The organism is Oceanobacillus caeni, assembly GCF_042678465.1.
In the GTDB taxonomy this organism is placed as follows: domain Bacteria; phylum Bacillota; class Bacilli; order Bacillales; family Amphibacillaceae; genus Oceanobacillus; species Oceanobacillus caeni.
The window spans coordinates 1-26,016 of record NZ_JBHTKV010000015.1 but is presented as its reverse complement, the minus strand read 5'-3'; the positions used below and the strand labels follow the sequence as shown (position 1 = coordinate 26,016).

The 26,016-nt window shown below is 35.0% G+C and carries 30 protein-coding genes and 2 pseudogenes; 6 read left to right on the top strand and 26 right to left on the bottom strand.

What is annotated here, in order from left to right:
* The first annotated feature begins 460 nt into the window (after nucleotides 1-460).
* A complete protein-coding gene (locus tag ACFQ18_RS11540; RefSeq protein WP_047184375.1) occupies nucleotides 461-796 on the top strand; it encodes a PadR family transcriptional regulator in 336 nt (111 codons plus the stop codon).
* Nucleotide 797: 1 nt separating this feature from the next.
* Nucleotides 798-1,682 (top strand): permease prefix domain 1-containing protein, encoded by an 885-nt coding sequence (locus ACFQ18_RS11535; protein ID WP_047184376.1) that lies wholly within the window; start codon nucleotides 798-800, stop codon nucleotides 1,680-1,682.
* A gap of 78 nt (nucleotides 1,683-1,760) precedes the next feature.
* Here the strand turns inward: ACFQ18_RS11535 and ACFQ18_RS11530 are convergent, their stop codons facing one another.
* The 5 genes from ACFQ18_RS11530 to ACFQ18_RS11510 all read right to left on the bottom strand — a co-directional run bounded on the left by ACFQ18_RS11530 (nucleotide 1,761) and on the right by ACFQ18_RS11510 (nucleotide 5,428).
* Complete coding sequence (locus ACFQ18_RS11530; protein ID WP_204798340.1) at nucleotides 1,761-2,396, bottom strand: YkyA family protein; 636 nt, start codon at nucleotides 2,394-2,396, stop codon at nucleotides 1,761-1,763.
* A 30-nt stretch (nucleotides 2,397-2,426) separates the two neighbouring features.
* The gene (locus ACFQ18_RS11525; RefSeq protein ID WP_257457812.1) at nucleotides 2,427-3,338 is read right to left on the bottom strand and encodes a polysaccharide deacetylase family protein; all 912 of its coding nucleotides are present in this window, start codon (nucleotides 3,336-3,338) and stop codon (nucleotides 2,427-2,429) included.
* 228 nt (nucleotides 3,339-3,566) lie between these two features.
* The gene (locus tag ACFQ18_RS11520) at nucleotides 3,567-3,815 is read right to left on the bottom strand and encodes a hypothetical protein (RefSeq protein WP_047184378.1); all 249 of its coding nucleotides are present in this window, start codon (nucleotides 3,813-3,815) and stop codon (nucleotides 3,567-3,569) included.
* Nucleotides 3,816-3,970: 155 nt separating this feature from the next.
* Nucleotides 3,971-4,270, bottom strand: coding sequence for a hypothetical protein (locus ACFQ18_RS11515; RefSeq protein WP_060669077.1), 300 nt, complete (start codon nucleotides 4,268-4,270; stop codon nucleotides 3,971-3,973).
* Nucleotides 4,271-4,873: 603 nt separating this feature from the next.
* The gene (locus ACFQ18_RS11510; RefSeq protein ID WP_379566392.1) at nucleotides 4,874-5,428 is read right to left on the bottom strand and encodes a hypothetical protein; all 555 of its coding nucleotides are present in this window, start codon (nucleotides 5,426-5,428) and stop codon (nucleotides 4,874-4,876) included.
* A 560-nt stretch (nucleotides 5,429-5,988) separates the two neighbouring features.
* Between ACFQ18_RS11510 and ACFQ18_RS11505 the strand changes: the two genes are divergently transcribed.
* Nucleotides 5,989-7,788: a cation:proton antiporter gene (locus ACFQ18_RS11505; RefSeq protein WP_060669085.1), complete on the top strand. Its 1,800-nt coding sequence runs from the start codon at nucleotides 5,989-5,991 to the stop codon at nucleotides 7,786-7,788.
* A gap of 56 nt (nucleotides 7,789-7,844) precedes the next feature.
* Here the strand turns inward: ACFQ18_RS11505 and ACFQ18_RS11500 are convergent, their stop codons facing one another.
* Nucleotides 7,845-8,519, bottom strand: coding sequence for a metal-dependent hydrolase (locus ACFQ18_RS11500; protein WP_060669086.1), 675 nt, complete (start codon nucleotides 8,517-8,519; stop codon nucleotides 7,845-7,847).
* Nucleotides 8,520-8,669: 150 nt separating this feature from the next.
* Between ACFQ18_RS11500 and ACFQ18_RS11495 the strand changes: the two genes are divergently transcribed.
* Nucleotides 8,670-9,677: a DUF3231 family protein gene (locus ACFQ18_RS11495; protein WP_204798339.1), complete on the top strand. Its 1,008-nt coding sequence runs from the start codon at nucleotides 8,670-8,672 to the stop codon at nucleotides 9,675-9,677.
* A gap of 51 nt (nucleotides 9,678-9,728) precedes the next feature.
* Here ACFQ18_RS11495 and ACFQ18_RS11490 read toward each other — a convergent pair whose 3' ends face one another.
* The 13 genes and pseudogenes from ACFQ18_RS11490 to ACFQ18_RS11430 form a co-directional block, all read right to left on the bottom strand.
* On the bottom strand, nucleotides 9,729-10,253 hold the full coding sequence (locus tag ACFQ18_RS11490) for a hypothetical protein (protein ID WP_204798338.1): 525 nt from the start codon (nucleotides 10,251-10,253) through the stop codon (nucleotides 9,729-9,731).
* Between the two features lie 73 nt (nucleotides 10,254-10,326).
* Nucleotides 10,327-10,788, bottom strand: coding sequence for a CBO0543 family protein (locus tag ACFQ18_RS11485; protein WP_204798337.1), 462 nt, complete (start codon nucleotides 10,786-10,788; stop codon nucleotides 10,327-10,329).
* 219 nt (nucleotides 10,789-11,007) lie between these two features.
* Complete coding sequence (locus tag ACFQ18_RS11480) at nucleotides 11,008-12,021, bottom strand: DUF3231 family protein (RefSeq protein WP_204798336.1); 1,014 nt, start codon at nucleotides 12,019-12,021, stop codon at nucleotides 11,008-11,010.
* Between the two features lie 491 nt (nucleotides 12,022-12,512).
* On the bottom strand, nucleotides 12,513-12,752 hold the full coding sequence (locus ACFQ18_RS11475) for a CPCC family cysteine-rich protein (protein ID WP_204798335.1): 240 nt from the start codon (nucleotides 12,750-12,752) through the stop codon (nucleotides 12,513-12,515).
* Nucleotides 12,753-12,902: 150 nt separating this feature from the next.
* Nucleotides 12,903-13,241, bottom strand: coding sequence for a hypothetical protein (locus tag ACFQ18_RS11470; protein WP_204798334.1), 339 nt, complete (start codon nucleotides 13,239-13,241; stop codon nucleotides 12,903-12,905).
* A 150-nt stretch (nucleotides 13,242-13,391) separates the two neighbouring features.
* Complete coding sequence (locus ACFQ18_RS11465) at nucleotides 13,392-13,706, bottom strand: hypothetical protein (RefSeq protein ID WP_204798333.1); 315 nt, start codon at nucleotides 13,704-13,706, stop codon at nucleotides 13,392-13,394.
* Nucleotides 13,703-13,909 (bottom strand): helix-turn-helix transcriptional regulator, encoded by a 207-nt coding sequence (locus ACFQ18_RS11460; protein WP_204798332.1) that lies wholly within the window; start codon nucleotides 13,907-13,909, stop codon nucleotides 13,703-13,705. Before ACFQ18_RS11460 ends, ACFQ18_RS11465 begins: the two co-directional genes overlap by 4 nt.
* An 80-nt stretch (nucleotides 13,910-13,989) precedes the next feature.
* A complete protein-coding gene (locus tag ACFQ18_RS11455; RefSeq protein WP_379566387.1) occupies nucleotides 13,990-14,211 on the bottom strand; it encodes a hypothetical protein in 222 nt (73 codons plus the stop codon).
* A 306-nt stretch (nucleotides 14,212-14,517) separates the two neighbouring features.
* The gene (locus ACFQ18_RS11450) at nucleotides 14,518-14,850 is read right to left on the bottom strand and encodes a type II toxin-antitoxin system RelE/ParE family toxin (RefSeq protein WP_204798331.1); all 333 of its coding nucleotides are present in this window, start codon (nucleotides 14,848-14,850) and stop codon (nucleotides 14,518-14,520) included.
* Nucleotides 14,840-15,145, bottom strand: a complete 306-nt coding sequence (locus ACFQ18_RS11445; protein WP_204798330.1) for a type II toxin-antitoxin system RelB/DinJ family antitoxin — start codon at nucleotides 15,143-15,145, stop codon at nucleotides 14,840-14,842. Before ACFQ18_RS11445 ends, ACFQ18_RS11450 begins: the two co-directional genes overlap by 11 nt.
* Before the next feature lie 348 nt (nucleotides 15,146-15,493).
* A complete protein-coding gene (locus ACFQ18_RS11440) occupies nucleotides 15,494-16,474 on the bottom strand; it encodes a tRNA dihydrouridine synthase (protein WP_204798329.1) in 981 nt (326 codons plus the stop codon).
* Between the two features lie 661 nt (nucleotides 16,475-17,135).
* Nucleotides 17,136-18,017 carry a helix-turn-helix domain-containing protein gene (locus ACFQ18_RS11435; RefSeq protein WP_145524066.1) on the bottom strand — a complete coding sequence of 294 codons (882 nt, stop codon included), beginning with the start codon at nucleotides 18,015-18,017 and terminating at the stop codon, nucleotides 17,136-17,138.
* Between the two features lie 147 nt (nucleotides 18,018-18,164).
* Nucleotides 18,165-18,248, bottom strand: a pseudogene (locus tag ACFQ18_RS11430) (hypothetical protein); the annotation flags it as partial.
* Nucleotides 18,249-18,435: 187 nt separating this feature from the next.
* On the opposite strand from ACFQ18_RS11430, the gene ACFQ18_RS11425 reads away from it, so the two are divergent.
* Entirely contained in the window at nucleotides 18,436-19,350 is a 915-nt protein-coding gene (locus ACFQ18_RS11425) for a class I SAM-dependent methyltransferase (RefSeq protein WP_204798328.1), read from the top strand.
* Nucleotides 19,351-19,502: 152 nt separating this feature from the next.
* Here ACFQ18_RS11425 and ACFQ18_RS11420 read toward each other — a convergent pair whose 3' ends face one another.
* The 3 genes from ACFQ18_RS11420 to ACFQ18_RS11410 form a co-directional block, all read right to left on the bottom strand.
* Nucleotides 19,503-20,333, bottom strand: a complete 831-nt coding sequence (locus ACFQ18_RS11420) for a DUF1835 domain-containing protein (protein ID WP_204798327.1) — start codon at nucleotides 20,331-20,333, stop codon at nucleotides 19,503-19,505.
* 450 nt (nucleotides 20,334-20,783) lie between these two features.
* Complete coding sequence (locus ACFQ18_RS11415) at nucleotides 20,784-21,044, bottom strand: zinc ribbon domain-containing protein (protein WP_204798326.1); 261 nt, start codon at nucleotides 21,042-21,044, stop codon at nucleotides 20,784-20,786.
* Nucleotides 21,045-21,059: 15 nt separating this feature from the next.
* A complete protein-coding gene (locus ACFQ18_RS11410; protein ID WP_060668754.1) occupies nucleotides 21,060-21,635 on the bottom strand; it encodes a hypothetical protein in 576 nt (191 codons plus the stop codon).
* 621 nt (nucleotides 21,636-22,256) lie between these two features.
* On the opposite strand from ACFQ18_RS11410, the gene ACFQ18_RS11405 reads away from it, so the two are divergent.
* A complete protein-coding gene (locus tag ACFQ18_RS11405) occupies nucleotides 22,257-22,340 on the top strand; it encodes a YjcZ family sporulation protein (protein ID WP_379566416.1) in 84 nt (27 codons plus the stop codon).
* Nucleotides 22,341-22,507: 167 nt separating this feature from the next.
* On the opposite strand, the gene ACFQ18_RS11400 is transcribed toward ACFQ18_RS11405, so the two are convergent.
* The 4 genes and pseudogenes from ACFQ18_RS11400 to ppsA form a co-directional block, all read right to left on the bottom strand.
* Entirely contained in the window at nucleotides 22,508-22,813 is a 306-nt protein-coding gene (locus ACFQ18_RS11400) for a TIGR04104 family putative zinc finger protein (RefSeq protein WP_083452578.1), read from the bottom strand.
* A 162-nt stretch (nucleotides 22,814-22,975) separates the two neighbouring features.
* Entirely contained in the window at nucleotides 22,976-23,251 is a 276-nt protein-coding gene (locus tag ACFQ18_RS11395) for a hypothetical protein (RefSeq protein WP_060668753.1), read from the bottom strand.
* 309 nt (nucleotides 23,252-23,560) lie between these two features.
* On the bottom strand, nucleotides 23,561-23,755 hold the full coding sequence (locus ACFQ18_RS11390) for a hypothetical protein (RefSeq protein ID WP_204798325.1): 195 nt from the start codon (nucleotides 23,753-23,755) through the stop codon (nucleotides 23,561-23,563).
* 392 nt (nucleotides 23,756-24,147) lie between these two features.
* A pseudogene (ppsA, locus tag ACFQ18_RS11385) lies at nucleotides 24,148-25,942 on the bottom strand (phosphoenolpyruvate synthase); the annotation flags it as partial.
* Between the last annotated feature and the right edge of the window lie 74 nt (nucleotides 25,943-26,016).

Genomic DNA, 26,016 nt, shown 5'->3' with positions numbered 1-26,016 from the left:
AACTCTCCATGATCCGGACTTCTGTCTTCCTGTTGCTAGTATTCTTCATTCAAAGAAAATAAATAATACTTAATTTAGACAGGAAAATAGCAGATTATGTCATCCTTCAATGGATTTTCTTGTTGGCATTGCCTTTACCTTTAAATCCGAAAATATTCTAAGCAATCATTCCCTTCCATCCAAAATAATTAAATGACATCCTATCATTCAGTCTCTTCCCTGCAAATGTTAAAGTCCGTAATAATCAGCTCTATTGTCAAGGTAGCTAAATATTTTATTTTCTAATATAAAGGACAGGGACTTTCGTTCGATAGGTTGCTGTATAAAAAGGGTACAACAAATTGAAAAAAATAGGAAGTAAGATAAAATACTGTCCTAGATCTTGACTTACTATGACAGATATAGTAATTTATATTTACAGTAATTTATTTATAACAGTATTGTGAGTGGAGGTATCACGATGAAAGGAAAAGTATCCGCTGATTTACTTCGTGGTCATACAGATACAATTGTCCTCGGTATTTTAATGAAGAGCGATAGCTATGGGTATGAAATATATAATACTATTTTGGAAAAAACGGGAGGGCTCTATCAGTTAAAAGAAGCTACTCTTTATTCAAGTTATAAAAGACTGGAAAAGGAAGAATGCATTATCGGCTATTGGGGAGATGAGACACAAGGTGGGCGACGTAAATATTATAGAATCACTGACAAAGGAAAAAACCGTTACCGTCAAAATAAAGTAGATTGGGAATTTACTCAACAAATACTAAATCAGTTATTGGAGGAGGAGTAAAATGAATATAACTATTAAGAAGTATGTAGATGACCTATTCCACGGATATGAAGAAACGCCCGAGCTTAGAGATTTTAAAGAAGAGATTACTTCTAACTTACATGCTAGAATTTCTAATCTTGAGGAAAAGGGCATGCAGTCAAATGACGCTTTCACAAAGGCCGTGGCTGAACTAGGCGATATTACAACAATTGCCGATGAGATTAGCAAGCAGAAACGAAATGAATTGATCGGGGAAATGTATATACAACAAGGCAATAAAGTGGGGGTAAAACATGCAATTGGTTATACAGTTGCGGGAAGTGTTCTCTTATTTGGATTAATAACAAGCCTTATCACCTACTTCTCCACTAATAATATATTTTATGGAATCTCCGCCCTATTACCTTTTGTTGTTCCAACAGGAGCTGCTTTTGTTTTCCTTGGACTTACTCAGGAAACAGCAAGAAATTACCCAATGTCATGGATACGTGCACTGATTTACGCATTGGCGGTTGGATCTATTTTATTTGGTATTACTATTTCTACATCTCAATATTATCTAGATGGAAATACTTGGGTTGAAATACTTGGCATATTAATTCCGTTTGCTATCCCAGCACTGGCTATCCTTGCATTCTTACTTCTTACGGAGAAAAAGCGCTATAAACCTTGGGTTGTGGAAGAACAAAGAATCATAATGGAAGATTATTATCAAAGATATAGTGATCCTGAACTAACTGCAAAAAGAGGCTTGCTCTCCGGCGCTCTTTGGGTTGGAGCTTTGGGCCTTTTCGGTTTAATATGGCTATTAACTTCTGTAATATATGCACTATTCGTTATTATATTGGCTGTTGTTTGTGAAATGCTAATTGAATATAAGATGCATAAAAAAAGCAAAGTATGAGCAGCAATTTGTAACTTTAAAATAAAAGAGGACTAGTAAGCAATTTTCTAGTCCCCTTTTATTTTACCCACAACTTAATTAATTCATTTGATAATAGTCGTTTTTTGCTTGAACAAACTGTTTGGTATATTGATTAAATTGTTGTATAATCTCACCCATTTCTTGACTATGTTCATTTATATCATTAATCTGCTCATCTAGTTTTTTTAAATCAAAATTTTCATCTTCAATATATTCATATAATGTGTTCTGTATTTCTAAATTTTCATGGTAGTCTTTAAAAAAGGTATCCATCAATTTTTTCCGTTCGTTCATAATCGTTATTAGCTTTGATGCTTGTTTTCTTTGCTTCTCGTCTTTGATCTTTTTAATATTTTCCTCAATGGTTACAGACTCCTTATAAGCCTTTTGAAAGTTTTCTTCCGCTTCCACTAATAGCGCTTGTTGTTTTTTCATGTATGTATTGGCTTCTTCTATCTTTTGCTTAATGATGTCCTTATCATTGATATCGAGACTAATCAAATCATTGTATACCAACTGTGCATTTTTTCTAGTTTCATTTAGTTCTTTTTCATTAGCGGCGAAATCTTTTTCAAACTCAGCAGATTCCTCCATTATTTTGTGGATGTTGGTAGCCTGTCTTTCATCGGAAGAACATCCAGTTAGAAAAAATGAGAAAAATAAAACAATCGTTAATACTATTAATCTATTCACCCAAAGTTACCTCCTGCTGCTAAACTGGAATTAGTGTATGGTATGACAACGTCCGTTACACGAAAATGTTAATGGTGCCATATCGTTAGTGAGTATTTCCGTTTGATAGCCTTGTTTCTTAATAAAAGATAATAGTTTGGGTAAATGTTTTATTGTCTCTTGTTTATCATGAAGAAGGACTACCGGAGTTTCACCTGCTTGCTCCATATTTTTTATTTCTTGGATTGTATGTTGAACATATCGTTCATTTTTAAATTTCCAGTCTAGACTATCTACATTCCAATCCCAAACCTTAAAATCATTTTGGTCTAATAAATAGCGCATAGCTTCCGTTAGATATGGAATACTTCCATAGGGTAAACGGACAATGTTAGAACGTACACCTATTATGTTTTCCAATATCTCCCGATTCTCTATCATTTCTTCTGACGGAGAGGATTTACTACTATAAACTTTACCTACATCATGAGTAATACTATGTAGTCCAAGTCCAAATCCCTCTTTATGCATTCGCTTTACAACTTCAGGATGTTCTTTTATCTTTAGACCCACCATGAAAAAGGTTGCCTTCATCTGATATTTGTCTAAGACATCAAGTAATTGGCCTGAAATATCTGATGGCCCATCATCAAATGTTAGATAGATGGCTTTTTCTTGTTGATCTATCTTATTTTGCTTCTCGACCTCTTTTTTTCGGGCTGATTCTCTTTTTTTATTTTCCCTATCAATGATAGATTGACTTAATGTAGAATCGGAAAAAGCTAATACTGGCTCAGAAGAAAATGATAACATTTCGTGTGAATTCTCTATATTCGTGTCATTTTCTTTTGCAGCATTCATTTTATCATTACCAACCAACCCAGTTAATAGTAGAATCATAATGGTTAATAGAATGAAAACCACAATCTTCCCTCTGGTGTTTAACCTTCTACGCCTAAACACTTTAATACCTCCCTTTGCTAGATTAAATTTTTCTACAAATAGAAACACACATCAACAAAATTCGCAATAACGACATATTTACACTAACTTATTTAAAAATCGTTTTACGTTCAAAAATCATTTTCTACTATATACGATAGCATAATTGGATGTTTATTTGAACGGAATATTTTAAGTAAAAAACTTTAATTTCCCTTTTTAAGCAATTCACTTTCTTCCGTTCAATTGTTAATGTTTATTTATATATTTTTTTGAGATAAAATATGCAATTGTAACAGAAATGAGTCCAATTAATAATGTTAATAACAATGAAGGATGACTACCTTTAATAACAACTTCTTGAGTTAGATTAGGACTAAGATTCCAAGCCTCCATCATGTCTGGAGTATATGTATATGTAAGAAGTATTCCTGACAGAACTTGGATTAATGAAAATACCAATAAAAAACTAACTACAAAAATAATATACTTTTTCACTTGCTACACTCCCTACCATTTTGTCTTTATACTTTACGTACGAATGGAAATGGAAAAAGTTCCATTATTCCATTAAAATACCACATTGATGATTAAGGGTGCCTTCCTTATCTTGGAAGGCACCCTTAATGTTTGTCTTGAATAATAACCAATCATTACCCCTGTAAAGAACCCAATACAAATGGTGATACGATTAGTAATATAGAAGTCGAAATTAATATGAAAGAAATATGCCTTGGAAGTTTTACTCTGCCTTTTCCTTTATACCAACCAGAGAATTGAAACTTATTTCTGTACAATACAAACAGTAATAATAAAATGGCTATTGCTCCTAGCCAAGAATAATTTTCAGTTGCTTCATTGACAGTATAAATATTTTCTATAAGCAGCCATCCTATTCCACCGAAAAGCCCCAAAATAATAATGATGCGTAGTAATTCAAGTAACACCCTCATATTTCTTCCCCCTTATACCTCAGTTATTTTAATCTATTCTTTAACTTCCTTTATCCCGATATATAGTTTGGAACGTCTTCACTTATCGTATGCCCCTCTACAAGAGAGATATCGTATTCTCCGTTAGAAAGTTTTATGTAATTCGAATCCTCTTTATTCTTTTCGAAAAAAGCTTCTTTTTTGGAAGAATAATGGACTAAATTTTCTTCACTACAAGCAGATAAGACGAAAATAGTTATGACCATTAAAACAAGCATAATTTTTCTAATGATAATTCCCCCTAACCAATCATATTAGTTTGCTAAAAAGGAACTCTATTTAAATTTTATCCAAAAGAAGAAGAAGGAAGCTGCCCGCCCAAAGAAGATAGGCAAGTTGCGTTACGATAAACATTGAAAATTCAAATGGAGTGAGTTTTCTTTCTCTCTTTATTTTTTTTAAGATGTCTATAATATAAGAATGAACATACAAGTAATAGTAATATCGATGCTTGATGTATTTCTTTCAATAGAGTAACCGAAAAATCAACTCCTCGTATACTGGCATAACTTTTTTTAACTCATTTTTACGTTAAGAACAATGGATCATTTCTGACTTAACTATTTAAAAATCCTTACCCCATTCATTATCTAAAATTTCACCACTTTCAGCGATATACTCTATAATAACCGAACCATGTTGCAATTTATCTTCGTTTCTTAAGAAAGATATGAATTCATCAACAAGTTTTTCATCACCGTCACTATTTTTACGTGGAACAGTAATACGGATGGTAGGTTTAACATCAAACTCTTTATAACTTGTAAGATTAATAGGATCAATACCCAGTTCTTGCCCAATTGTATCATTAAAGAAAATGAACATATTAGTTGTTTCTCCAAAATTCTCTTTAATAAAAGGACGTATTTCAGATTCTAAATCCTTTGCCCATTTATCTGCAATATACGTATCCACCATTCGTTTTGTTTCATCATCATAATAAACTAAAAATTGCGTATTCGTTTTCTTATCCCTAACCTTAGCAGCATATTCAAATCCAAAGTTCCCCATATTATCATACAAAGTATCATATAACTCGAAGTTATCATTAAAATTATCTTTTAAATACGCTTCAGCTAGACTCCATATCTTTTCTTCTTCATCTTTATCAGGCTTCATTTCTAATATATAAGGTGACTACAAGTAATCCTATTCCTAACAAAAGGACCCCCAGAACTCCAAGTATGATCTTTAGATATTTATTCAAATCGTCCCCTCCCCCCTTTTTTAATAATTCATCATAGAAGGCCAAATTCACTTTTTTCGATAACAATTTGTAATATATAATAACAAAAAAGAGTAGCCTAAAACTACTCCTGGTTGTCCTTATTTTGTTTTAAGAAAAAGTTAAATCCATACCAAAAAATGACGGCGATTGCGATAGTTATCAATGTACTAGGTATAAGGCTTATTCCATAACTTCCAGCAATTTGTCCGGCTTCAAAGCTGCTATGATTGCAATTATAATTGAAATACCACTGGTCTTTTTCTTTTGATCTACCAAGAGGAACACCTCCTAATATATATTTTTTAATATAAAGAAGACTTTCATCAGTAGAGGTTTTCCTTCATTCCCCAATTATTACAATCCACACCCCATTTTTATCACATCATTTTGATTATAAACTTTTCTATTGCACAGGATAATGATAAACTATTCCTATTCAAAAAAGAAGGTGATGGAAATTCAACAGGAACTTACGTTGATTAGTATTGTTGTCGTCATTGCACTTGGTATGTTTTCACAATGGTTAGCGTGGAGGATTCAGTGGCCTTCTATCGTGATCATGACGATTGCTGGACTCTTGATTGGTCCAATATTTGGTTTAATCAATCCACAGGAAGGACTAGGAGAACTTTATAGTCCCATTATCTCCCTTGCCGTTGCATTGATTTTATTTGAAGGTAGTACAAGCCTTGATATCCGTGAATTGAAAGGTATCTCTAAGTCCGTCTTTCGTATCGTGACCTTTGGTGCCCTTATAGCTTGGATTGGAGGCTCATTAGCGGCACATTTTATTGCTGGGCTTAGTCTCGAGATTTCTTTTATCATTGGTGGGTTATTTGTTGTGACCGGTCCTACAGTCATTATTCCACTACTTAGGCAAGCAAAATTAACCCCCCGAGTTTCTTCGGTATTGAAATGGGAAGGCATTATTGTTGATCCAATTGGTCCGTTGCTAGCTTTATTTGCTTATGAGATTATCAAAATAACCTCGGAGGAACCGTTTCAACTTAGTGATTTCATTCCATTTTTTGTCGATTCCATTTTGGCAATTTTAGTTGGCTATGCCATTGGTATGCTCGTTAGTCTTTTAGTTAGTAAAGGATTATTCCCTGAATACTTAAAGTCCCCAATTATTTTTTGCTTTGTCTTAATTTGTTTTGCATCTGGTGAAGTCATCATGCATGAAACGGGGATGCTTTCTGTAACCGTCATGGGGCTAACATTAGCTCGGTCCAAGAAATATGTCCATTCTATTGGAAGTATTGGTCATTTCATGGAAAATATTTCGGTTATGCTTACGTCTACCGTCTTTATTTTATTGACGGCATCACTTACAAGGGATACGATTATGGAAATTTTCACTTGGCCGATCATTTTATTTGTTATCATTATGCTTTTCCTTGTTCGACCGTTATCTATTTGGATATCAACAATTGGAACAGAACTGACTTTACAAGAAAAAACACTTGTAGGTTGGATTGCGCCAAGGGGAGTCGTTGCATTGACGGTTTCAGGGTATTTTGCCGGTTTATTAATAGAAGATGGCTATCCAAATGCCTCCATTTTAACACCACTTACGTTAGCTTTAGTTTTTATTACCGTTTGTGCTCATGGTTTTTCTATCGGTCCCATTGCTCGAAAGCTGGGTTTGGCTAATACCAACTCTTCAGGTGTTGTGATGGTGGGTGCTAGTAGTTTTTCGATTGCTTTTGCACAGCATTTAAAAGATATGGGGGCTTCGGTCTTGATTACCGATACATCCGATGATCAATTGTACCGGGCAAGAAAATTTGGTATTCCTACTTATCATGGAGAAATTCTCTCGGAGCATAGTGATTTCGAAGTAGACATGACCCCTTATGACACAATTTTAGCTATGAAGGGAGATGCAGCGTATAATGCACTTGTTTGCCAAACCTACATCCCTGAATTCGGTTATCACAACACGTTCTCCCTGCCAATTGGAACGAGTCAAGTCGAACATAGAGAAATCCCATCTGCTCTTAAAGCGAATTTGTTATTTGAAGAAGGTGCAACATTTACAGAGCTAAATAAAAAAGTCAACATTGGTTATACCTTTCATACTATTGAAATTAATAGCAAACAAACTCTACTGAAAGAAAAACGGAAGTCGAAAGGAATACCGTTATGTATTAAACGTAAAAACGGGAATCTGGTCTTTGTCACTTTTAAGGAAAAACCCTTACTTGACGAGGGAGATCAACTTGTGGTACTAGAGCTGGAGAAATAATTCTTCAGCTCTTTTAATTTTAATGGAGTATTATACTTTTAGCATGAATGCAGACTTTAAATACGGATTCGAAATACTTTTTTAGTAAATGGATATAAAAATTTAACCCCATTTTTCGTTAGCATATCTCCTACAATATGTGATAAATAAGCTATCGTGGAAATAAGAGCCAGGCCGTCTACTTCAATGTTAATTTCCAATAAATGTGACATATACCACCAGTAAATCAATGCCCAAATAGTGTGAGTTGGTCCTCGGTGTGCAAACCAGCCAACTCCCCCAATGTATAAGGCGAACATCACCAGCCACCACAACTCATTCGTTGCAGCATAATAAAGAAGGAATAAGCCTATGATACTCATCATTATATTTTTTAAAGTTTCTTGACTCCTAAAGGATAAACCTAAAATTACCGCACCCCATCCAAAAAGTAGAAGCCTATGTTGTTGCTCAAACCATCTTTCGTCTAGGAAAGATAGGAATTCTACATCTACAAAGAATGTAACCAAAGACAGTACCATCATTGTCACAGCGACAAATACGCCAATTTTTTTAATTAATTTAGCTGTTTTAGTTACACGTCTATTTAACAAATTATTGCCATCTAAATCTGGAGCAAGGGAAGCTACACCTGATGCAATTAAAACGACAGGTATCACTTCAAGCGATTGATTAACGGACGCCACTGCACCTATTCCTAGCCCCACTGTTAAATGCGTTCGACCTTTCATGTTGTCACCTCTTTTGTTGCTGTCTTTTGATTTATAATAGTGCCATTATACAACAAGTATATTATATTTTTCTGTAAAATTTGGTGAAAAGGGTATTAATCTATAGAGTAAAGTAAATAATAGTATCATAGCACAATGGAGGTTTTATCTATGGAAAATGATACCCATCAAGAGGAATTAACTGCAGCAGAGATTTCAGCCCTTTGGACATCGTATCTAAATGACACCATGATGGATTGTGGATTACGTCATTTTTTAACAAATGTTGCCGATGAAGATATCCGTTCCATACTTGAACAATACTTAGCAATATCAAAAAAACACCAAAAAAAGTTAACTGAAATTTTTAACGCTGAAAACTATCCAGTTCCTCAAGGATTTACGGAACAAGATGTTAATTTGGATGCACCGAGGCTTTTTTCTGATCGTATATACCTTGAATTAATGTTAAATGTAGCTAATTTTAGTTTAGCTATTTACGGATTAGCCTTGTCCCAGGTCGAACGAGATGATATTATTCAGTTTTATACTGAAGCTCTAGACGAGTCACAAAGAATGCACAAAATAACAAAAGATACAGCCAAAGCAAAAGGCTATTACATACGTTATCCGCAAATTCCTAAACCGAAGCAAGTCGACTTTGTAACGGATAATAGTTTTTTGGCGGGATGGTTTGGAAAGAGAAGACCATTACTAGGTGTTGAAATTGCAGCACTTGTGTTAAACACTAAGCGTAATGCACTTGGTCAAGCACTTATTACTGGATTCGCTCAGGTTGCACAGTCAAAAGAGGTTAAAAAGTATTTTGAACAAGGGCGTGACATTGCTGGAAAACAGTTAGAAGTTTTTTCGTCCATCTTAAAAGAAGAATATATCTCTGATGGAGCTCGTATTTTGACATCAGAAGTAACCGACTCAACGAACCCACCTTTTTCAGATAAATTAATGATGTTTCTTGTTACAACACTTATTGCTTCTGGTATGGGCCAATACGGGACCTCTATGTCTATCAGTCCAAGACATGATTTAGGTGTTCATTATACCCGTTTAATGGCGGAGATAGGCAAGTATTCCAATCAGGGAGCGAATATTTTTATTAAAAATGCTTGGATGGAGCAACCACCAATTGCAGCTGACAGGAAAAATCTAGCGAAATAGGACAATACAACCATAAAATAAGTGGGAGAGAAAGGAAACCTTCTCACTCACTTATTTATTTCTTTTTGCCTTTATGTATTTTTCAATGAAGTGACCTGCAATACCGAAGAAAATTCCCCATAATAGTCCATTGAATATCGGACTGGAAAAAAGCTCCAGATAGGGTAATTGATTTAAAAAGTAGTGATGGTAGTAAACACCTAAATTCATCCCCACAACAAATGATATAAAAAAACCAGTTAGATACGTCTCTTTAGGAGGTTCTTTCTTCTCTTGCAGACAATTAATAATGATTGCTTTGTTATAAGCCTGCCACATAGAAAAAGCGTAAGAAGAGGGATAGAATAATCCCCATTGATGATCGAAAACATCATGAGCTTGTTGTGCATATCCATGGAAAGAATGCAAAATAGACAAATTTAAATTAGAAACTCCATTTGCAGCAATTTCAAAAAAGAAGAGTAATGAACCAAAAATATACTGCCCGTTATAGAGTTGGCCAAAGCCAACCATCATAATCGACCATAATAAAGCAGCAATAGGTGATTTATATTCATTACCTTGATTAACTCCCATAAAATCCCTTCTATCTAGTAAATTACATACCTATCATTCGTCTGCTTATCTATATGTTAAGAAGATCTATAAGCTAATTACCGGTGTTTGTGTTATTGCTAAGAAAACCCAAGCGTTTTGACTTTCTGATAATTGCTATAACTAAACGAGTTGTGAGAAGATAAAGAGTGACGGAAACCAATGTATGTGTTGTCGACCAACGAATCCATTTGATTAGATGGGTTTTTTGTTCCAGAAGCCATTCAAAAGCAGTCAACGGCACACTAAATAAAAAGGCTTTACCCAAAATGGCAGGGAGTTTAGATTGATAGGTTGCTTGTATAAAAAGGGTACAGCAAATCGGAAAAATTAAAAAATCAAATAAAATGCTCTTGTCACTATATTTTTCAAATAATCTGACTGGATAAATAACTCGCTTACTTTTAACCATAAATTCATCAAGTAAATTTGCAAAAAAACCCGTTAGGAAGAAAACAATCATCCAATCCTTTGCAGGTTTTCTCAATAATATAAATGGCAATGCACCTATTCCCAATACGAAGAAACTCCTTAGAATAAATTTTTCCATAAAACAAAATCAAATCCTTTCAGACGTACTACCAGATTTGTTGTTAATCGAATAAAAAAAGACCGAATAACATCCTATATATCACATGCAATAAGGAAAAAATCGGCCCGATAGGTACAAAATAATCACTTCATACAAACGGTACAAATAAATTCATTTGATATTATTAGTACATATTAGATGTTTTTATGATTTATCTTTTGCAATTTCTTTTCTATTAGGGGCAAGTGGTGGTTGTTCAAACCATTTATTTTGTACCATAAGATTAAACCACTTTTTTGTTACCATTAGATTTTTTAGAATGATGCTTTCATAAGTTTTTACGAGGTCTGTTCGAATAGCTGATGCTAATCCTGCCCCCTGGTATCCCTGTGCTGTTTGGAACAAGAAACCGATATGATATAACATTAACTTATCGGAAAATGGGGAATCCGTTGAAACGGTTACCTCTGTTTCCATCGACGTAGGAATTGGTAAATTATCCTTGTGCATTATCTTTGAAAGAGACTGTATTTGACCATCAGACGTATTCTCCGTATCTTCTAAAAACTTCCTAACCTCTTTAGATTGTGTAACTTGACTAAATCCAATGGAAAGAGTTTTAGCCATAATGCTTTTTTTAAGGTTGTAAGAGAGATTTATTATTTCTATAGCAGATAAACGTCTTCCTTTCCCTAAAATTCCATCCTTGAAATCCTGGCTAGAAACAAATTCTGGTCTTTTTGTAGGATAGAACATTGGGTCTCTCTGAAAAGCTCCCTTCTCAAGCATTAAATCTATGATTTGATGATATATTCTTTTAGCGTCATTATCACATGAATCATAAAAATAACGTAAATCTTCTCTTACCGAGACGCCTAGTGAAGTCGTGTGTCCTATCAAACCATGTAGCGTCATGATGTGTAAATAATTTAAACAAAATATATCGGAAAATAATCTATCTGCACCTTTATTAAGGTCAGATTCCGTAAATCCTATTGGAACTGGAAACCCATCATTCTCCATAAAAGTTGCTATTTGATTTTTTTGTTTTGCGAATGTCTTGATCGCATCATCAAAAATAGCCTTTATTGAATCATCCTCAATTATGGAGAACATGTATCTATTTACTATATCTGTCATTGTTCCAGTTACATACTCCTGCCATAGTGTTCCTATTTCAGAAGATGTGAGTTTTAATTTATTTTTGTCGTTTTCCACATTATCACCTCTTTAGTAAACCACCAGAGTAGTTGCACCTCCATTACGAATATCGTCCATTTCAATTATTTTTAAATGAAGTTGATTCCATAACTCTGATATGTGATTCTTGTCTCTCATTTATTTTGTGGATTTTTAGTGGATTTATGCAGTGGCGAGTTATTGTTCCAATACATCCATAATTAGGTCTTTTACTTTTCTTGTATTTCTATCTCTTCTTGGAGTGTGAGGATAGTGTGGAAGAACTTTAATCGTTCTATTATTCTTTTCCAAATAAAAAGGACTGGACCACTATTGGATCCAGCCTGAATTTTCATCACCTTATATCTTAATACCCTAAAAGTTATCCCTTACAAATTTCTCTTATATATTCCATCTTTGCCATATGCATAAAGAAACGATCCGCGCATAAACACTTATGCAAGAACCAGCTCTTCTTCTCTTGAACAATCCCCGTTACTTTAATTGCTATAACTCTTCCATTTAAGGTCTTACTCATCATTTTCATTAGGCTTTCTTACAAACTCTATACATCTTTCCTCACATGCTCCAAATAATACGTAATTATTTTGTGCTTGTCTTAAAGATGGAATGTTAGCACCGCCTTCATAGTCGGGATCAATATACTGAACCTCATCATCTTCCCAAAAGCAAATACTACAAATATCATATGTTCCAGGTGGCTCTTCATCTAATGTTTTATAGCCACAACAAGGACAAGTATATTTCATTTAATCACCTCGATAATAGAATAATTATATCAGTAAGCAAGCATTTACGTGATGCTTCCACTATAAAGACTTGGCTTCAACACAAGACCAGAGAATGTAGCATTTATGTACTTCACTCCCATTCGGATATATGGTGTTCATAAAAGCCTTTTAGCTATGATCATAAATCCTTGCACTGGTAGAGGCTACGTATCTTATTTTATATTTACTGTCCAATTCTTGTTTAACTTTTTCCGTTAAAGCAAGTCCCATTTGATTAAATCTTTCTTCCAGTTCACCCCCATTAGGAACCAATTTATCTAAATCCCAATCAATCCATTCTCCATACTTTTCTGCCCAATAAGACAATTCCTCTACTAAACTAGCTGACATTGGAATGTCTTCTATGTTAAGATTACAACCGCACCTATTACACCAAATTGGATCTGCTCCTACATCACCTTCAATTTTTAAATCATTTGTTTTACCACTATCACAACAACAGTTCAAAGTTTTGTTTCATATATATACATCCCCCATAAATTGGCATCTTTAGTTGCAAAAGCACATAAAAAACCAAGCTCAGTTTGAATAAAATAAATCAAAACAGAATCCGAATATTTGCTTTGTTGATATTAGACAATACTTAAGAGAAAATTACTAAGCACTCATTTTTCTACTATTTATTAATAAGAAAATAAAGTAGCTCAATATTAAAATAATTAAATAGAAAAGTTCTGGAAAAACAAAAGGAGCCTCTGACAAGCGTTCGTCATGCAGATTAAATAAGTCAAAAAGAAAATTTGTTAGTAAGAATAGCAATATGGTACTCCAACTCTGAACAACGGACTTTTGCTTTATTACCTTTTTCCTTTCATCATCATTAGGTCCTAAAAAGTAATCTTTACTCCCTGTGAAATAACCAATGATGGAAATATACACAAGTAGAATTATTAGCATAAAAAAGATTTTCATTCTGCATCCTTCCTCCCTCCTAAAAATAATTCATCTACTTTAACGCCTAACGTTCTTGCTAAATCAAATGCTAATTGTAACGTAGGATCATATTTATCGTTTTCAATCGCATTTATCGTTTGTCTTGAGACATTACAGAGTTTAGCTAATTTTTCTTGGGATAGTTTTGCAGATTTTCTATATTCCCTGATACGATTCTTCATTTAACCACCATATTTCTTCTTGGAAAAAAGTAATGAGACTAAATATACAGTTGAAATTACGACAAGAAAGATAAACGGATTTATACCCTCATAAGATCGTTCTGTCCAAAAGTTAAATAAACAGATTCAGCAATTTCAATTAGCACCACACCAATTACAACCGTAAATGCATATGACTGTGCTTTCATTCTAATGAAATTTTTCCCTTCATCTCCCATCTTAGGTAATGACGCAAAAGTAACAACTATTAGTAGCACACAAATTGCTAAAGCAGCAAAAGACACAACAACTATCCAATCCATATTTATTCCTCCCTCACCTAAAAAGTAAAAAGTATTTGACACAATTGTATCATCAGCCCCTAAAATGTCAAATACCTTTTACACATCAAATCCAATACCAAAAAAGAAGAGCCCCTATGAGTGCTCTTTGGAATTGTCTTATTCAATTAAAGGATGGAGAGTTTTATTAATATTTGGGTTGGTCATGTTCTTTATTCTGAGATTTCTAACGGAAGTAGTAAGTGGAGAAATGATAATAGAAAGAGGTATATAAAGCAGAAGTCAATTATAAATAGGGTAAAATAACAAAGGGCTGTTCAGTATTAATTATTGATTAGTCTTATTTAACTGGTCATCTATATCTCGCCCTCCATACATAACACGGATAACGGTAACTATTCCGTCCTCAATGCTGGGAATATAGAATATAATAAAATTGTCAACAGGCAACTGTCGAAGTCCTCTGCTATACCAAGGTTCCTTTTCAAACATCCGGAACCTCCTTGGTTTTTCATCTAAACTTAATATGGCTTCTTCAATCCTTTCCAATTGATTCGTTGCTGTCTCTGGTTCATGCAAGGTAAAAGCAATATACTCATAGATACCCTTAAATCTGCATCTGCCTGATTTGTTAATAATACTTTGTATCTCATATACCATAATCTCTACGAATTTCCGTAAAAGCCTTTGTAGCAGATTTTGTATCACCTTGCATGAAATCCGTATATCCTTTTTCCAACTCGGCATTCACCTCTGACTCTGTCAAATTGGAGATTCCAACAGGTTTTGTGGCAGGAATCTTAACGTCAAAAGGAATTCCCTTCTGCATAACAACCTGTTTCAGAAATATATTGACTGCGTTGGATAGCGGTATTCCTAACTGTCCCAGAATGGATTCAGCTTGTTCTTTAAGTTCAGGTTCAAGCCTTACATAGAGATTTGTTGTTTTCGCCATTATTAATTCACTCCTTTTATATAGTCATTGTATGCTATTGTATTTACAAAAGCAATCATTCGTATTTCAATTTAGTCCTCTTATAAAAATTGAGAAGTAAATTAAGGTTTAGAAAACTTGCTTATGCCAAGCTTTAGACTAGTTGCATATGCCGGAGGATGGTAATTATCGTGACTTTTAATATTATTTATAACAAACAACTAACGTATAAAGCAAAAATTGACCGATGTAAATGGGTCCAGTTCATTACCGCATTCACACAGCCAATTTACTACTTAATATACCTTTTATTTTTTAGGTCACAACCGTTTAACGCCCCTTTTGTTTTCACCCTAAATCGGGACAGTACTATTCCCTCTTCCCCTCAACATTCCTTCCCTCAAAGTTATCAAGCAATGCACGCACTTCATCTGTTGTCTCTGTACTCATCAACTGATTTCTTAATTCACCTGCTCCTCGAATCCCGCGAACATATATCTTAAAAAAGCGGCGAAGAGGTTTGAACGAACGTGGTTCTAATTTTGAATATTTATCAAAAAGATCCAGATGCAATCTTAAGAGATCCAGCAGTTCTTGACTGCTATGCTCTCTTGGCTCCTTTTCAAAAGCAAATGGATTTTTAAAAATACCACGACCAATCATCACGCCATCCACACCAAACTTTTGAACGAGCTTCAAACCTGTTTGACGATCAGGAATATCTCCATTAATTGTCAAAAGTGTATCAGGGGCCACTTCATCACGAAGTTTCTTAATTTCTGAGATTAATTCCCAATGAGCATCTACTTTACTCATTTCTTTTCTGGTACGCAGATGGATGGAAAGATTCGCGATATCTTGTTCAAATACATGCGTCAGCCAGTCGCGCCATTCTTCAATATTCGTGTAACCGAGCCTTGTCTTTACACTAACAGGCAATCCTCCTGCTTTTGCTGCTTGAATTAACTCCGCTGCAACTTCTGGACGACGAATAAGGCCACTTCCCTTTCCCTTTGTTGCCACATTAGGTACAGGGCATCCCATATTAATATCTACGCCCTGATAACCCATTTCAGCCATTCCAATACTCATTTGTCGAAAGTGTTCAGGCTTATCTCCCCATATATGAGCTACAATTGGTTGTTCATCCTCTGTAAAGGTCAAGCGCCCACGCACACTATATATTCCCTCTGGGTGGCAATAACTCTCCGTGTTTGTAAATTCTGTAAAAAACACATCAGGTCTGGCTGCTTCACTTACTACATGACGAAAAACAACATCCGTCACATCTTCCATTGGTGCCAATATAAAAAACGGTCGTGGTAAATCACGCCAAAAATTATCAGTCATAATCCAATCAAAATCCTTTCATAATGGGATAGCCTGTCCAAACCTTATCCCAAAATTAAAAAGCAAAATGTCCCTGCTTCCTTTACACTTATACCATGCTTAGGCACTTTTTATCAATGGATTGTTCATAAAAACTGGATATGAATCGGAAAAGTTTATTTTAATTAACATAATATAATAGTACACGGAAAAAGAACCATTTTAAGATCTTCCTTGTACACTTTCTATTAGCACAGCGTTCACCATATATTACTCCAATTTCATTAATATCATGTTTAGTTCAAAAAATGATTGAGGGAACTTATTGGGAGAAAAATGAAAAAATAGAAAGAGGGAAAGCACCTTGAAAAACTTTATCGATATAGGGATTGGAAGACTATTGAACAAAAGAAAACAGACTGAATCACTACTGGACCCAGTCGAAATTTTGATTGACTTTTGATTAGAAGAATACCTGGTATTATTTCTCACACCGTTCTATTCTCAGCAACATTTACTTCCACTTTACGTATGATAATCTCTGAAATCAACAAAAGAAACGGAAGAGCTATTAAGGAATATAGGAAAAATAATGGTAGATCCCCATTTACAAATTGAACAAATAATGTAATTGCATCCTTTTATATCTCCACCACGCTTCACTCCCCCAGAGATCAATAATTTAGATTTCCTCTTCAAAAGACAAGTTTAATGGTTCATCCAATAATTCCGATTGTATCTCCAAATTTGTTGTTTCCACATCTTTACCCACTTCTTCAAATGTAAACTGATCTACCCACACGTGACCACGACCCGATAAAATAATACCAAATGATATAGTAGAACTGCCTGAAGGAACATCTAAAACAATAGAGTAACGGTTCCAGTTCGTATCCCCTTTGATTGGGCGATTGCTCATGTTGTCGAACTGTAATACATCATCAAAAGCATTATCCACTCTCATCCACATACTAGAAAAGTACTCTACGTCTTTTGTCTTTAAAAAACAAGAAAGTCTGATTCGCTTCCCAATAAACTTGTCTGCTTTAAATTGCTGCATCATCGTGGCAAAGTTTGCGGAATCAAGCACGGTTTTAGACTTTAAATAACCTGATGCCTTCCCCTGATGAACTACCGCACGATCAATCCCCATTTCATAATTAAATGGATCTGAGCCACTTAAAAACCAACCTTTTACTTGTTTCTCCATATAAGATTCCTCCTTATTTTTTAGCATACCTGACATTAACCTTCGATATTGTCCAGGTGGCAAATGATAATATTTTTTGAATGCCCTTGTGAAAGCTTCCTGGGACTCAAAATGATAATAAAATGCAATATCAAGAATCCTTTTATTCGTATAGAGTAAAGCCGTTGAAGCATTTGCCAAACGTCTCATCCGAACATACTCGGTTATAGACATGCCAACTGCTGTACGGAAAATTCGATGGAAATGAAATTTAGAGAAGCCTGCTTGCTCCGCTATATCATCCATCGTTAGTGATTCATGCAGATGTTCTTCAATATAGTTTATCGTTTTATTAATTATCCCTTCATATTGAATGACTGCTTCCTCCCTTCATTAATAGAATATCAAATATCAAAAGGAGATTTTTTGATTATTCTTGCGGATATTTAATTTTTAATTAGGATGAATCTTAACCGGACGCCAAATGATATATATATCGACATAAAAAGATACATTTCTTTTTTATAGGCTATGATAGAATTGTCTTGCAATATAATTTCTTATCCTTTCCTTATTTACTGTTCCAACTGTTACACAGAAATAACCTCTTGCCCATTAATGCTGTCCAACATTTCTTCTTTAGTTTAGGAAATTGATTCAGAGGTAGATTTGGTATAAAATATTTGACAAAATAATTATTCTATGCTATAATTGACGAAATATATAGATTGAATTATAATGAGATTCTCCTGGCCAGGGGAATCTCATTTTTCTATTGAAGGAGGACACTTGCATGAAACAAGATAAGTCCAGTTTAACTTCATTAATATCTGCTTTTGGTCGTGCATATCATAGTCAATTTGATACACCAAAGATCTTTAACGACCATATCGCTAACGATTTAATAACGCAAAAAGAGTTTGATGACATTAAAACGAATATGGTTCAAGGGATAGGATTCTTCAACAAAGAAAAAGCACAACTTTTAAATGGAGATAAGGATGAAATATTAAAATGGATCACACAAGTCCAACTTTCACCAACCCCTTTAGCACGCGCTGCATTTTGTGAGAAAGTGTTGCTTCATGAAATTAAGTTAGGGGTGAAACAATACGTTATACTTGGAGCTGGACTAGATACCTTTTGTTTTCGTCACCCAGAACTGAAAAATAGCATCGAAATATTTGAAATCGATCATCCAGCGACACAAGCATTTAAGATAAAACGATTGTCAAACGCTCATTTAGAAATACCACACAATCTCCATTTTATTTCGATGGACTTCACCAAAGAATTTACTTACCGAAATCTAATAAATAAGGGTTTTAGCAACCATAAAACATTCTTTAGTCTTTTAGGAGTTTCCTATTATTTAACGAAAGAGGAAAACTCAAGATTACTGAAAAACTTATTTGCTGAAGTTCCAATAGGTAGTTCTATCGTTTTTGATTATGCTGATGAAACCCTATTTAATGTGAACGGAGAATCAAATAGGGTTTCAAACATGGTAAAAATGGCATCAGCAAGTGGGGAACCAATGAAGTCTGGTTTTTCATATAATGAAGTTGAAAATATGTTAGAAAGAGCAGGATTACTTATTTATGAACATTTATCGCCAAGCGAAATTGATAAAACATACTTCGCCAATCGAAGCGACTACCTTTCTGCCTTTGAAACGATTCATTATATACATGCTGTAAAGAAATAACTTATCGTAAAGCTGCCGTCCACTTAATCGTTAAAGTCCGGACGGCTTTTTTATTACTAATGGAAATTCTAGTTTCGATCCGAACTAACCATTCACACCTGTTTATGTTAGTACGTAAGGAAAGCAACAGGTTACCTTTTCCCAATTTTATTTCAACCTTTTAACCTCACACTATAAAAACGCATCTGTTCAAGACTACCTTTCGACTCAAATACTCCAGCTTCAATCAGCTTTCTAATTCGATATTCGAGAAACGTATCCCCTATGTATTGGTCTAAATGCCCCAGTACCTCACCGATTACCCTTGCTGATTTTATAAATTCCTTTGTCACTTGTTTACCATGCAGCTTTTTAACTTTCTTTATAATAATTCCATCATAATAGTCTTCAGAAACACTCTGTATCCTTCCATTTCTCCAAATTCTTAATGTTTCTTGACTTTCTGAAAGGGCTAACCATTCATTTTCTAAGTCCTCTCTATCATGATCTGTAAGAAGCTTCCCATAATCCTGTTCATAAATAACCTGTAGCTTCTCAGGAGGAATTTCACCTGTGTGGAGTAGCGTATATTTAGCTTTTTTCACCCTAAAAAGCTCTTCATATGCTTTTGTTGTGTTAATAATAGTGATGTCAATATTTTTTTCCTTTAAAAGATGCATAATAAATCGTAGTCCTGTCTGTTCATGTGCGTTATTAGATGCCCAAATGGTTACATGAACTCCTTCAGGTATAGAGTTAATTCGATTCATTGCCTTTTCAAAGCAGTGAGTATAATCGGCATATTCACCAAACTCTTCACTCATACACTTCTCCATCCAACCAAATCTGAATTTAACTCCAGCTTCCTCATGCAACTTCCAGACTGGACCAACAGAGAAAGTGTCCCAAAAAGAAATGATCCTTTCCTTTTTATCAAGACCCATTTCTTTTAACGCAGCTTTCAAACAACCTGAAGCTGATGCACTCGATAGAATATGTATCATCCTTTATTTTCTCCTTTTTGACCATTCGGAATCGCCCCAGTTTATCTAAACTTGGTATGGCCTTTTTAATTCCATTCAATTGTTTAGTTAATACTACTTTGTATCTCAAATACCATGATCACGCCGAATTTCCGAAAAAGCCTTTGCAACTGATTTTGTATCTCCTTGTATGAAATCCGTATATCCTTTTTCCAACTCAGCATTCACCTCTGATTCTGTGACATCCTCTCGGCATTAAAATACCGAGCTTCCAAAGTGGAAAACTCTTAAAAGGAGGCGGAAGCGGTTCACTAGGGTGGGAGCTTGTCTCACGACAATCCCATGTTGTTCCATTTCTGACCCACCTTCCAACATGACCGCCATACCCCATGCCACTTGGGGCTCCTAGGTTGGATTGTACCAACTAGGCACTTGGTCTATAACACGAACCTATCTCACGACTGTTCCGTGTTACCCCGCCAAGCTTGTGCTACGTGCAATATTATTTGCAGCATTCAAATCAGCATGACACGTATAATTACATTTTACGCAGTGGAATTTAATACCATTGCGATTTTTCCTTTCTGCATGACCGCAACATCCGCAAATTTGGCCTGTTTGATAAGGGTTAATATCTACAACTGGGATATTGTATTTTGAAGCCTTTTCTTTGATGAACTGTTTTAATTGATAGAAAGACCACGAATGAATGGTTTTATCTGCTCTCTTCATGCTACGACATGTTTTTCAAATATCGTCTAATGCTTCCATTTTTATGATTGGGTTATCAAATTGTAGAGAGAGATCTACTATATCTTTGGCTAGTTTTCGGTTATAATCTTTCATCCACTGTCTTTCTTTTTTACCTATACGTTTCATGACGCGCAGCGCCTTTGCTTTACCTAACGAACGTCGTAGGGAACGAAAATGACGTCGCATATAACCGACTTCTTTACCAGAGAAAAATTGTCTTCTACCACTAAGAAGCTCAGAGACGACCGCAATATGTCGCAACCCTAAGTCCACACCAATAGATGTATACTTTCGTCGTTTCATGTTTTCAAAGATGCGTTTATGTTTCTTTCCAAAGTCTAGTTCTGAACTTATTTGTATTGGAATCGCCACATACCAATGTTTCCCTTTACGTAACAATTCCATGGTTCCACGAAATCCTTTCCTTTTTTGCGTTAAAAATGGAAAAAACGTTTGTACATCTTTTGTTTCTACTACTGGTAGTGCCTTTTTCCCCATATTTGAGGTAAAGGCAATGTACCATCTTCCGTTTTTCTCTATGGAATTCCAATTTTGATTATTTATTTTCACGCCAAGTGATTCTTTAAAAACAGGAATCGTCGCTGCTCTCCCCTTTTTATAATCAGAAACAGCTTTTTTTGCGCGACGAATAGCCTCATTTTTTATAGCAGATTTAAGGTTGAATGGTACGTTTTTTGAAGAAATCTTTTCTCCGCTTTGTAGGCGTCCTACGCAATGATTTACGCAATTGGAAAACTCTGTTTGCTCATAAATGAATTGCTTATGCTTTTTCTTTGTCGGCTTTTGAGTTTAACTAATATAGTTTTCGTAGCCATATTTTCACCTCCATATGGGAAATTTTAACAAACACACGTTCGGTTATCAACCTAAAAGGCCTTGGATAACAAAGTTGTTCAAAAAATAAACTTGGCATTCATCCCCTCATTAAAATAAGGGGCGTTCTGCCAAGTTCGTAAACTAGAAACTCCAACAGCTTTTGTAGCAGGAATCTTAAACGACCACCTGCTAAAGCAGATGTAATACGTCATAGACGAAAATTCCATTGTTGCTAAATTCCATTGTTGCTAAATTCCACGCTTGTCCATGTCGAATCATATAGTTGATTCATAAACTATTATATATTCACAGGAAGGAGGGGGTTCTATGGGCTACGAAGGTGGCGGATATGGTATGGGAGCAGGATTTGCATTGATCGTTGTACTTTTCATCCTGCTTATCATTGTTGGTGCTTCATATGTTGGGGGTGGATATTAATCCTTAAAGAGAAGTGTTTATCGCACTTCTCACCTTATTTATTTTTTCATCGTTTTAGAACCCTGAGTGGCAATATATCTTTCATCTTCTATTTATAATCACAACTCACTATTCTTACTAATCAATCCTATAAATATATGCACCAATTACTCGAGTACATTAGGTCGCTAGGACTCTTTATACGTAACTAAAAAAGGGGTAAACAAAGAGCCGATTATAAAAATAAAAAAAGCTATACCAAGTGTCACAATAATATTGCTAAAAGGGGACAGGAAGTGACCAAAGATTAGCATTGGAAGAATAGTGAAAGAGACAAAAATGAACCTACTAGGAATCGTTATCTTATGTATCGTATTGCATTCGTTACATTTAATAGGTTTATAATTCCAAAACAAAGATTTATAGATTCTACTCCAGCTAAATTCTGCATTACAGTTCTCACAACTTTGCAAAACATAACACCTCAATTTCACTTTCTAATTTTCCCCATTGACCATATTCTGCCTTTATTAATTTGCAATTGTTAGGGAGGCAGTAACTTGCTCTCCTTTTTAATTCTCTAATATATGCTGCCGTTTTCAAAGTAACGTCCCCTTTAGTTTTAGCACGCTTTTTTTCACAACATAACCTACAACTTATAACAACGCTTCTATTGGAAATGCAATTACTATTCCTAATGGTATGGATAACCACATGATATTAATGGATGTATGAAATTTTCTAGGAAAGAGAAAGAGAAACAGCACACCAACTAACCATATTGCTAAAACAAAGAAGAAGAATGGAGCTACAAATGTGTCATCCGTATAATTCTCCGCAATTGTTCCAGAAGCGAAAAATGTAGATACAAAAAGTGCAATAATTCCACTAAAAACAGTATGGAAAACAATAGTCGTCTTGTTAATTTTCAAAAATAAATCAATCCTTTTCTTTTATTTGCTTTAGTAATTCAATTATTTCTTGTTGTTGTTTATATCGTTTTCTAAGCTGCCCTTCTATTGATAAAAGAGTCATAACTATTACGATAAAACCTAAAAGTACCAAACTACAACGCCCTCCACTCTCACTCTTTCTTTTCAACCCTACCTTCACTGTCCATCACATTAAGTACGATTGAACCTAAAAAAACGTTTCATGACTAGAACAATACTGCACTTAACACAACAAGTAAACTCGACAACCCCCTGTCCATCCATTGCGCCTAATAGTTGAGCAAAAAACTATTTCGGCTCCATTGAAAAAGTTTCTTCTTTTCCTTTCCCCCATTCTATCGTCACTTGGATAGGTGTGTCTGTATCCGTAATCGCACAACCTGAGCATTTAGATGGAAACTTAACAGTTGCACCTTTGTATTCACTTTCATTTAAGACCGTTTCACCATCATTTATAACAATTTTTAAATTCTCAATTACCATATCTTTTTTTGCCTTTTTATATCCAAAAACATATTCCCCAATTTCTGTTGAGGTTCATACAACTAATCCCCCTTTAAATTCTTGAGTTATCCTTATTCAACAACTGCCCAACAGATTGATAACTCATTTTTAGTGAGACATTATCCCACATTATATTTATTTAGATCATCCACAATGATTGAAAGCATTATTTTATTCCGCTATTTGGTAATCCTTTATCCTATTACTTTGCCATTATATGTTACTACGGATTGGGAAAAGTAAAGTTTCACTATATCTGGGCTGGTCAAGAATTGAAAAAAATATTGAACCAATAAAAAGGGCTGAACCCTTATATATAGGATTCAGCCTAAAATCTTGATTGGTTTTCTAAATCTGGTCTTATTAAGCAATTACAATATTTTGATATACCCTTCTGTTCCATTCACAAGAATTCGTTGCCCATCTTTTATCTGTTTTGTAGCATTTTCCACGCCAACAACTGCAGGTAAGCCATATTCGCGTGCAATAACTGCTCCGTGGGTCATCAGTCCGCCAACCTCAGTGACGAGACCTTTTATCGATACAAACAATGGTGTCCAGCTAGGGTCAGTAAAGGCAGTAACTAATATATCTCCCTCTTCTAAATCAGCTTCTTCCATGTTTAAGATGACTCGAGCACGTTCCTCTATAACTCCTGAAGAGACAGGTAGACCCACTTTTGCTTCGTCTGGGAGATTTTCTCGTTTATACTTACCTGTAATGATTTCACCATCAGAGGTGATCACACGCGGAGGAGTTAGTTTTTCATATAATTTGTAATCGTCTTTTCGCTTGTTGATGATCTGGTAATCCAGTTTATTCGTGCGTACGACTTCATGAAGTTCTTCAAAAGTGAGATAGTATATATCTTCTTTTTCATGAATAATGTCCGCTTGTACGAGTTGTTCGGCTTCTTTCAGTAATGCCTGCTTATAAACAAAGTAACGACTAATCATACCGTATTTCGGATATTCACGATATCCGATGAAATTCCGGATGAGGTCAATCATCCGCTTTGTTTCTGTCGCTTTTTGTTCACCATCCGGTAATTGTTTCAATTGGTCTAATAACTCTTGTTCCTTTTTCAAAGCCTCTTGTCGCCCTTGCTCAAATTTCCGTTTGCTGGCATTAGGCTCAAAGTTTTTGATATTACTAAGAATCATGGAGATAAGTGTAATTGGTTTTTCGCTCCAACGGGTTTTCGTCATATCGATTTCGCCGACACATCGCATTCCGTATTTGTTCAGGTAAGCTGTTATCGCATCTTGGGCTTCCTGTCCACCTTCAAACTTTACCAGCTCATCCAAAAAGTTATCATTTTTTACACCCTGTAAATAAGCTATTAATTCTGGATAAGGACGAATTACATCTGCGACATCCAATAGTGCTAGACCCATTTCCGAAGTAATATTATTTGGTACAGATTGAGAAAGTGTGTCCGCTGCATTTTTCCCCTAACCATTCGTTCATTTTTTCATTTATCCATGTTGAAGCATTCATAGCTGCCATAAATACCGCTGAACTTTGTGGGTCAAACAACAACTTCTTTAATTCCTGAATATCCTCAAGAATAAAATCAAATAAATTTGTTCCTGACTTCGTTCGGATGTTCTGTTTTAACTGTTTTATCGATTCTTGACTATGCTTAATCAAATCAGACACGATAGATGGATTGTTTTCGATTTGTGCCTGCATATCTATATTGCCTCTTGTGGGACTCGGTGCTTTATGATCATTTGGTAACCATTTTATAAAGTTTTCCCGTTCAATGATGTTCATGAGTGCGTCTTTCATAAGCGGATCATGCTGTCCCATGCCATTTAATAACATGTTTCTACTGACAGGGGAAGCAAGCTGATCTGTAACATCAACAAACAACCTTCCACCAGCTTTACGCATTGGCGCAGGAGTTGTTAATAGCCAAAAAGATAATCCCAACGGCTTCATGGGGTCAGTCATCATTTGTTGATGACCGACAGATACGTAAACACGTTTTTCATCATCATTCGTTTCAGGGATAGGGAAAAGCCTTGTGATTGGGCGACTCTGAACAATAAAAAATGTGCCATCGACCAAAGATCATTCGATATCTTGTGGAAAACCAAAATAAGCCTCGATCTGTCTTCCGATGCGTGCCAATTGTAAAATCTGTCCGTTAGTAAGTGATATTGTATCTATAAAGTAGACAATTTTAGAAAGTGTCCTATTCATTTGATAATCTTATATATAGAATTAGATAG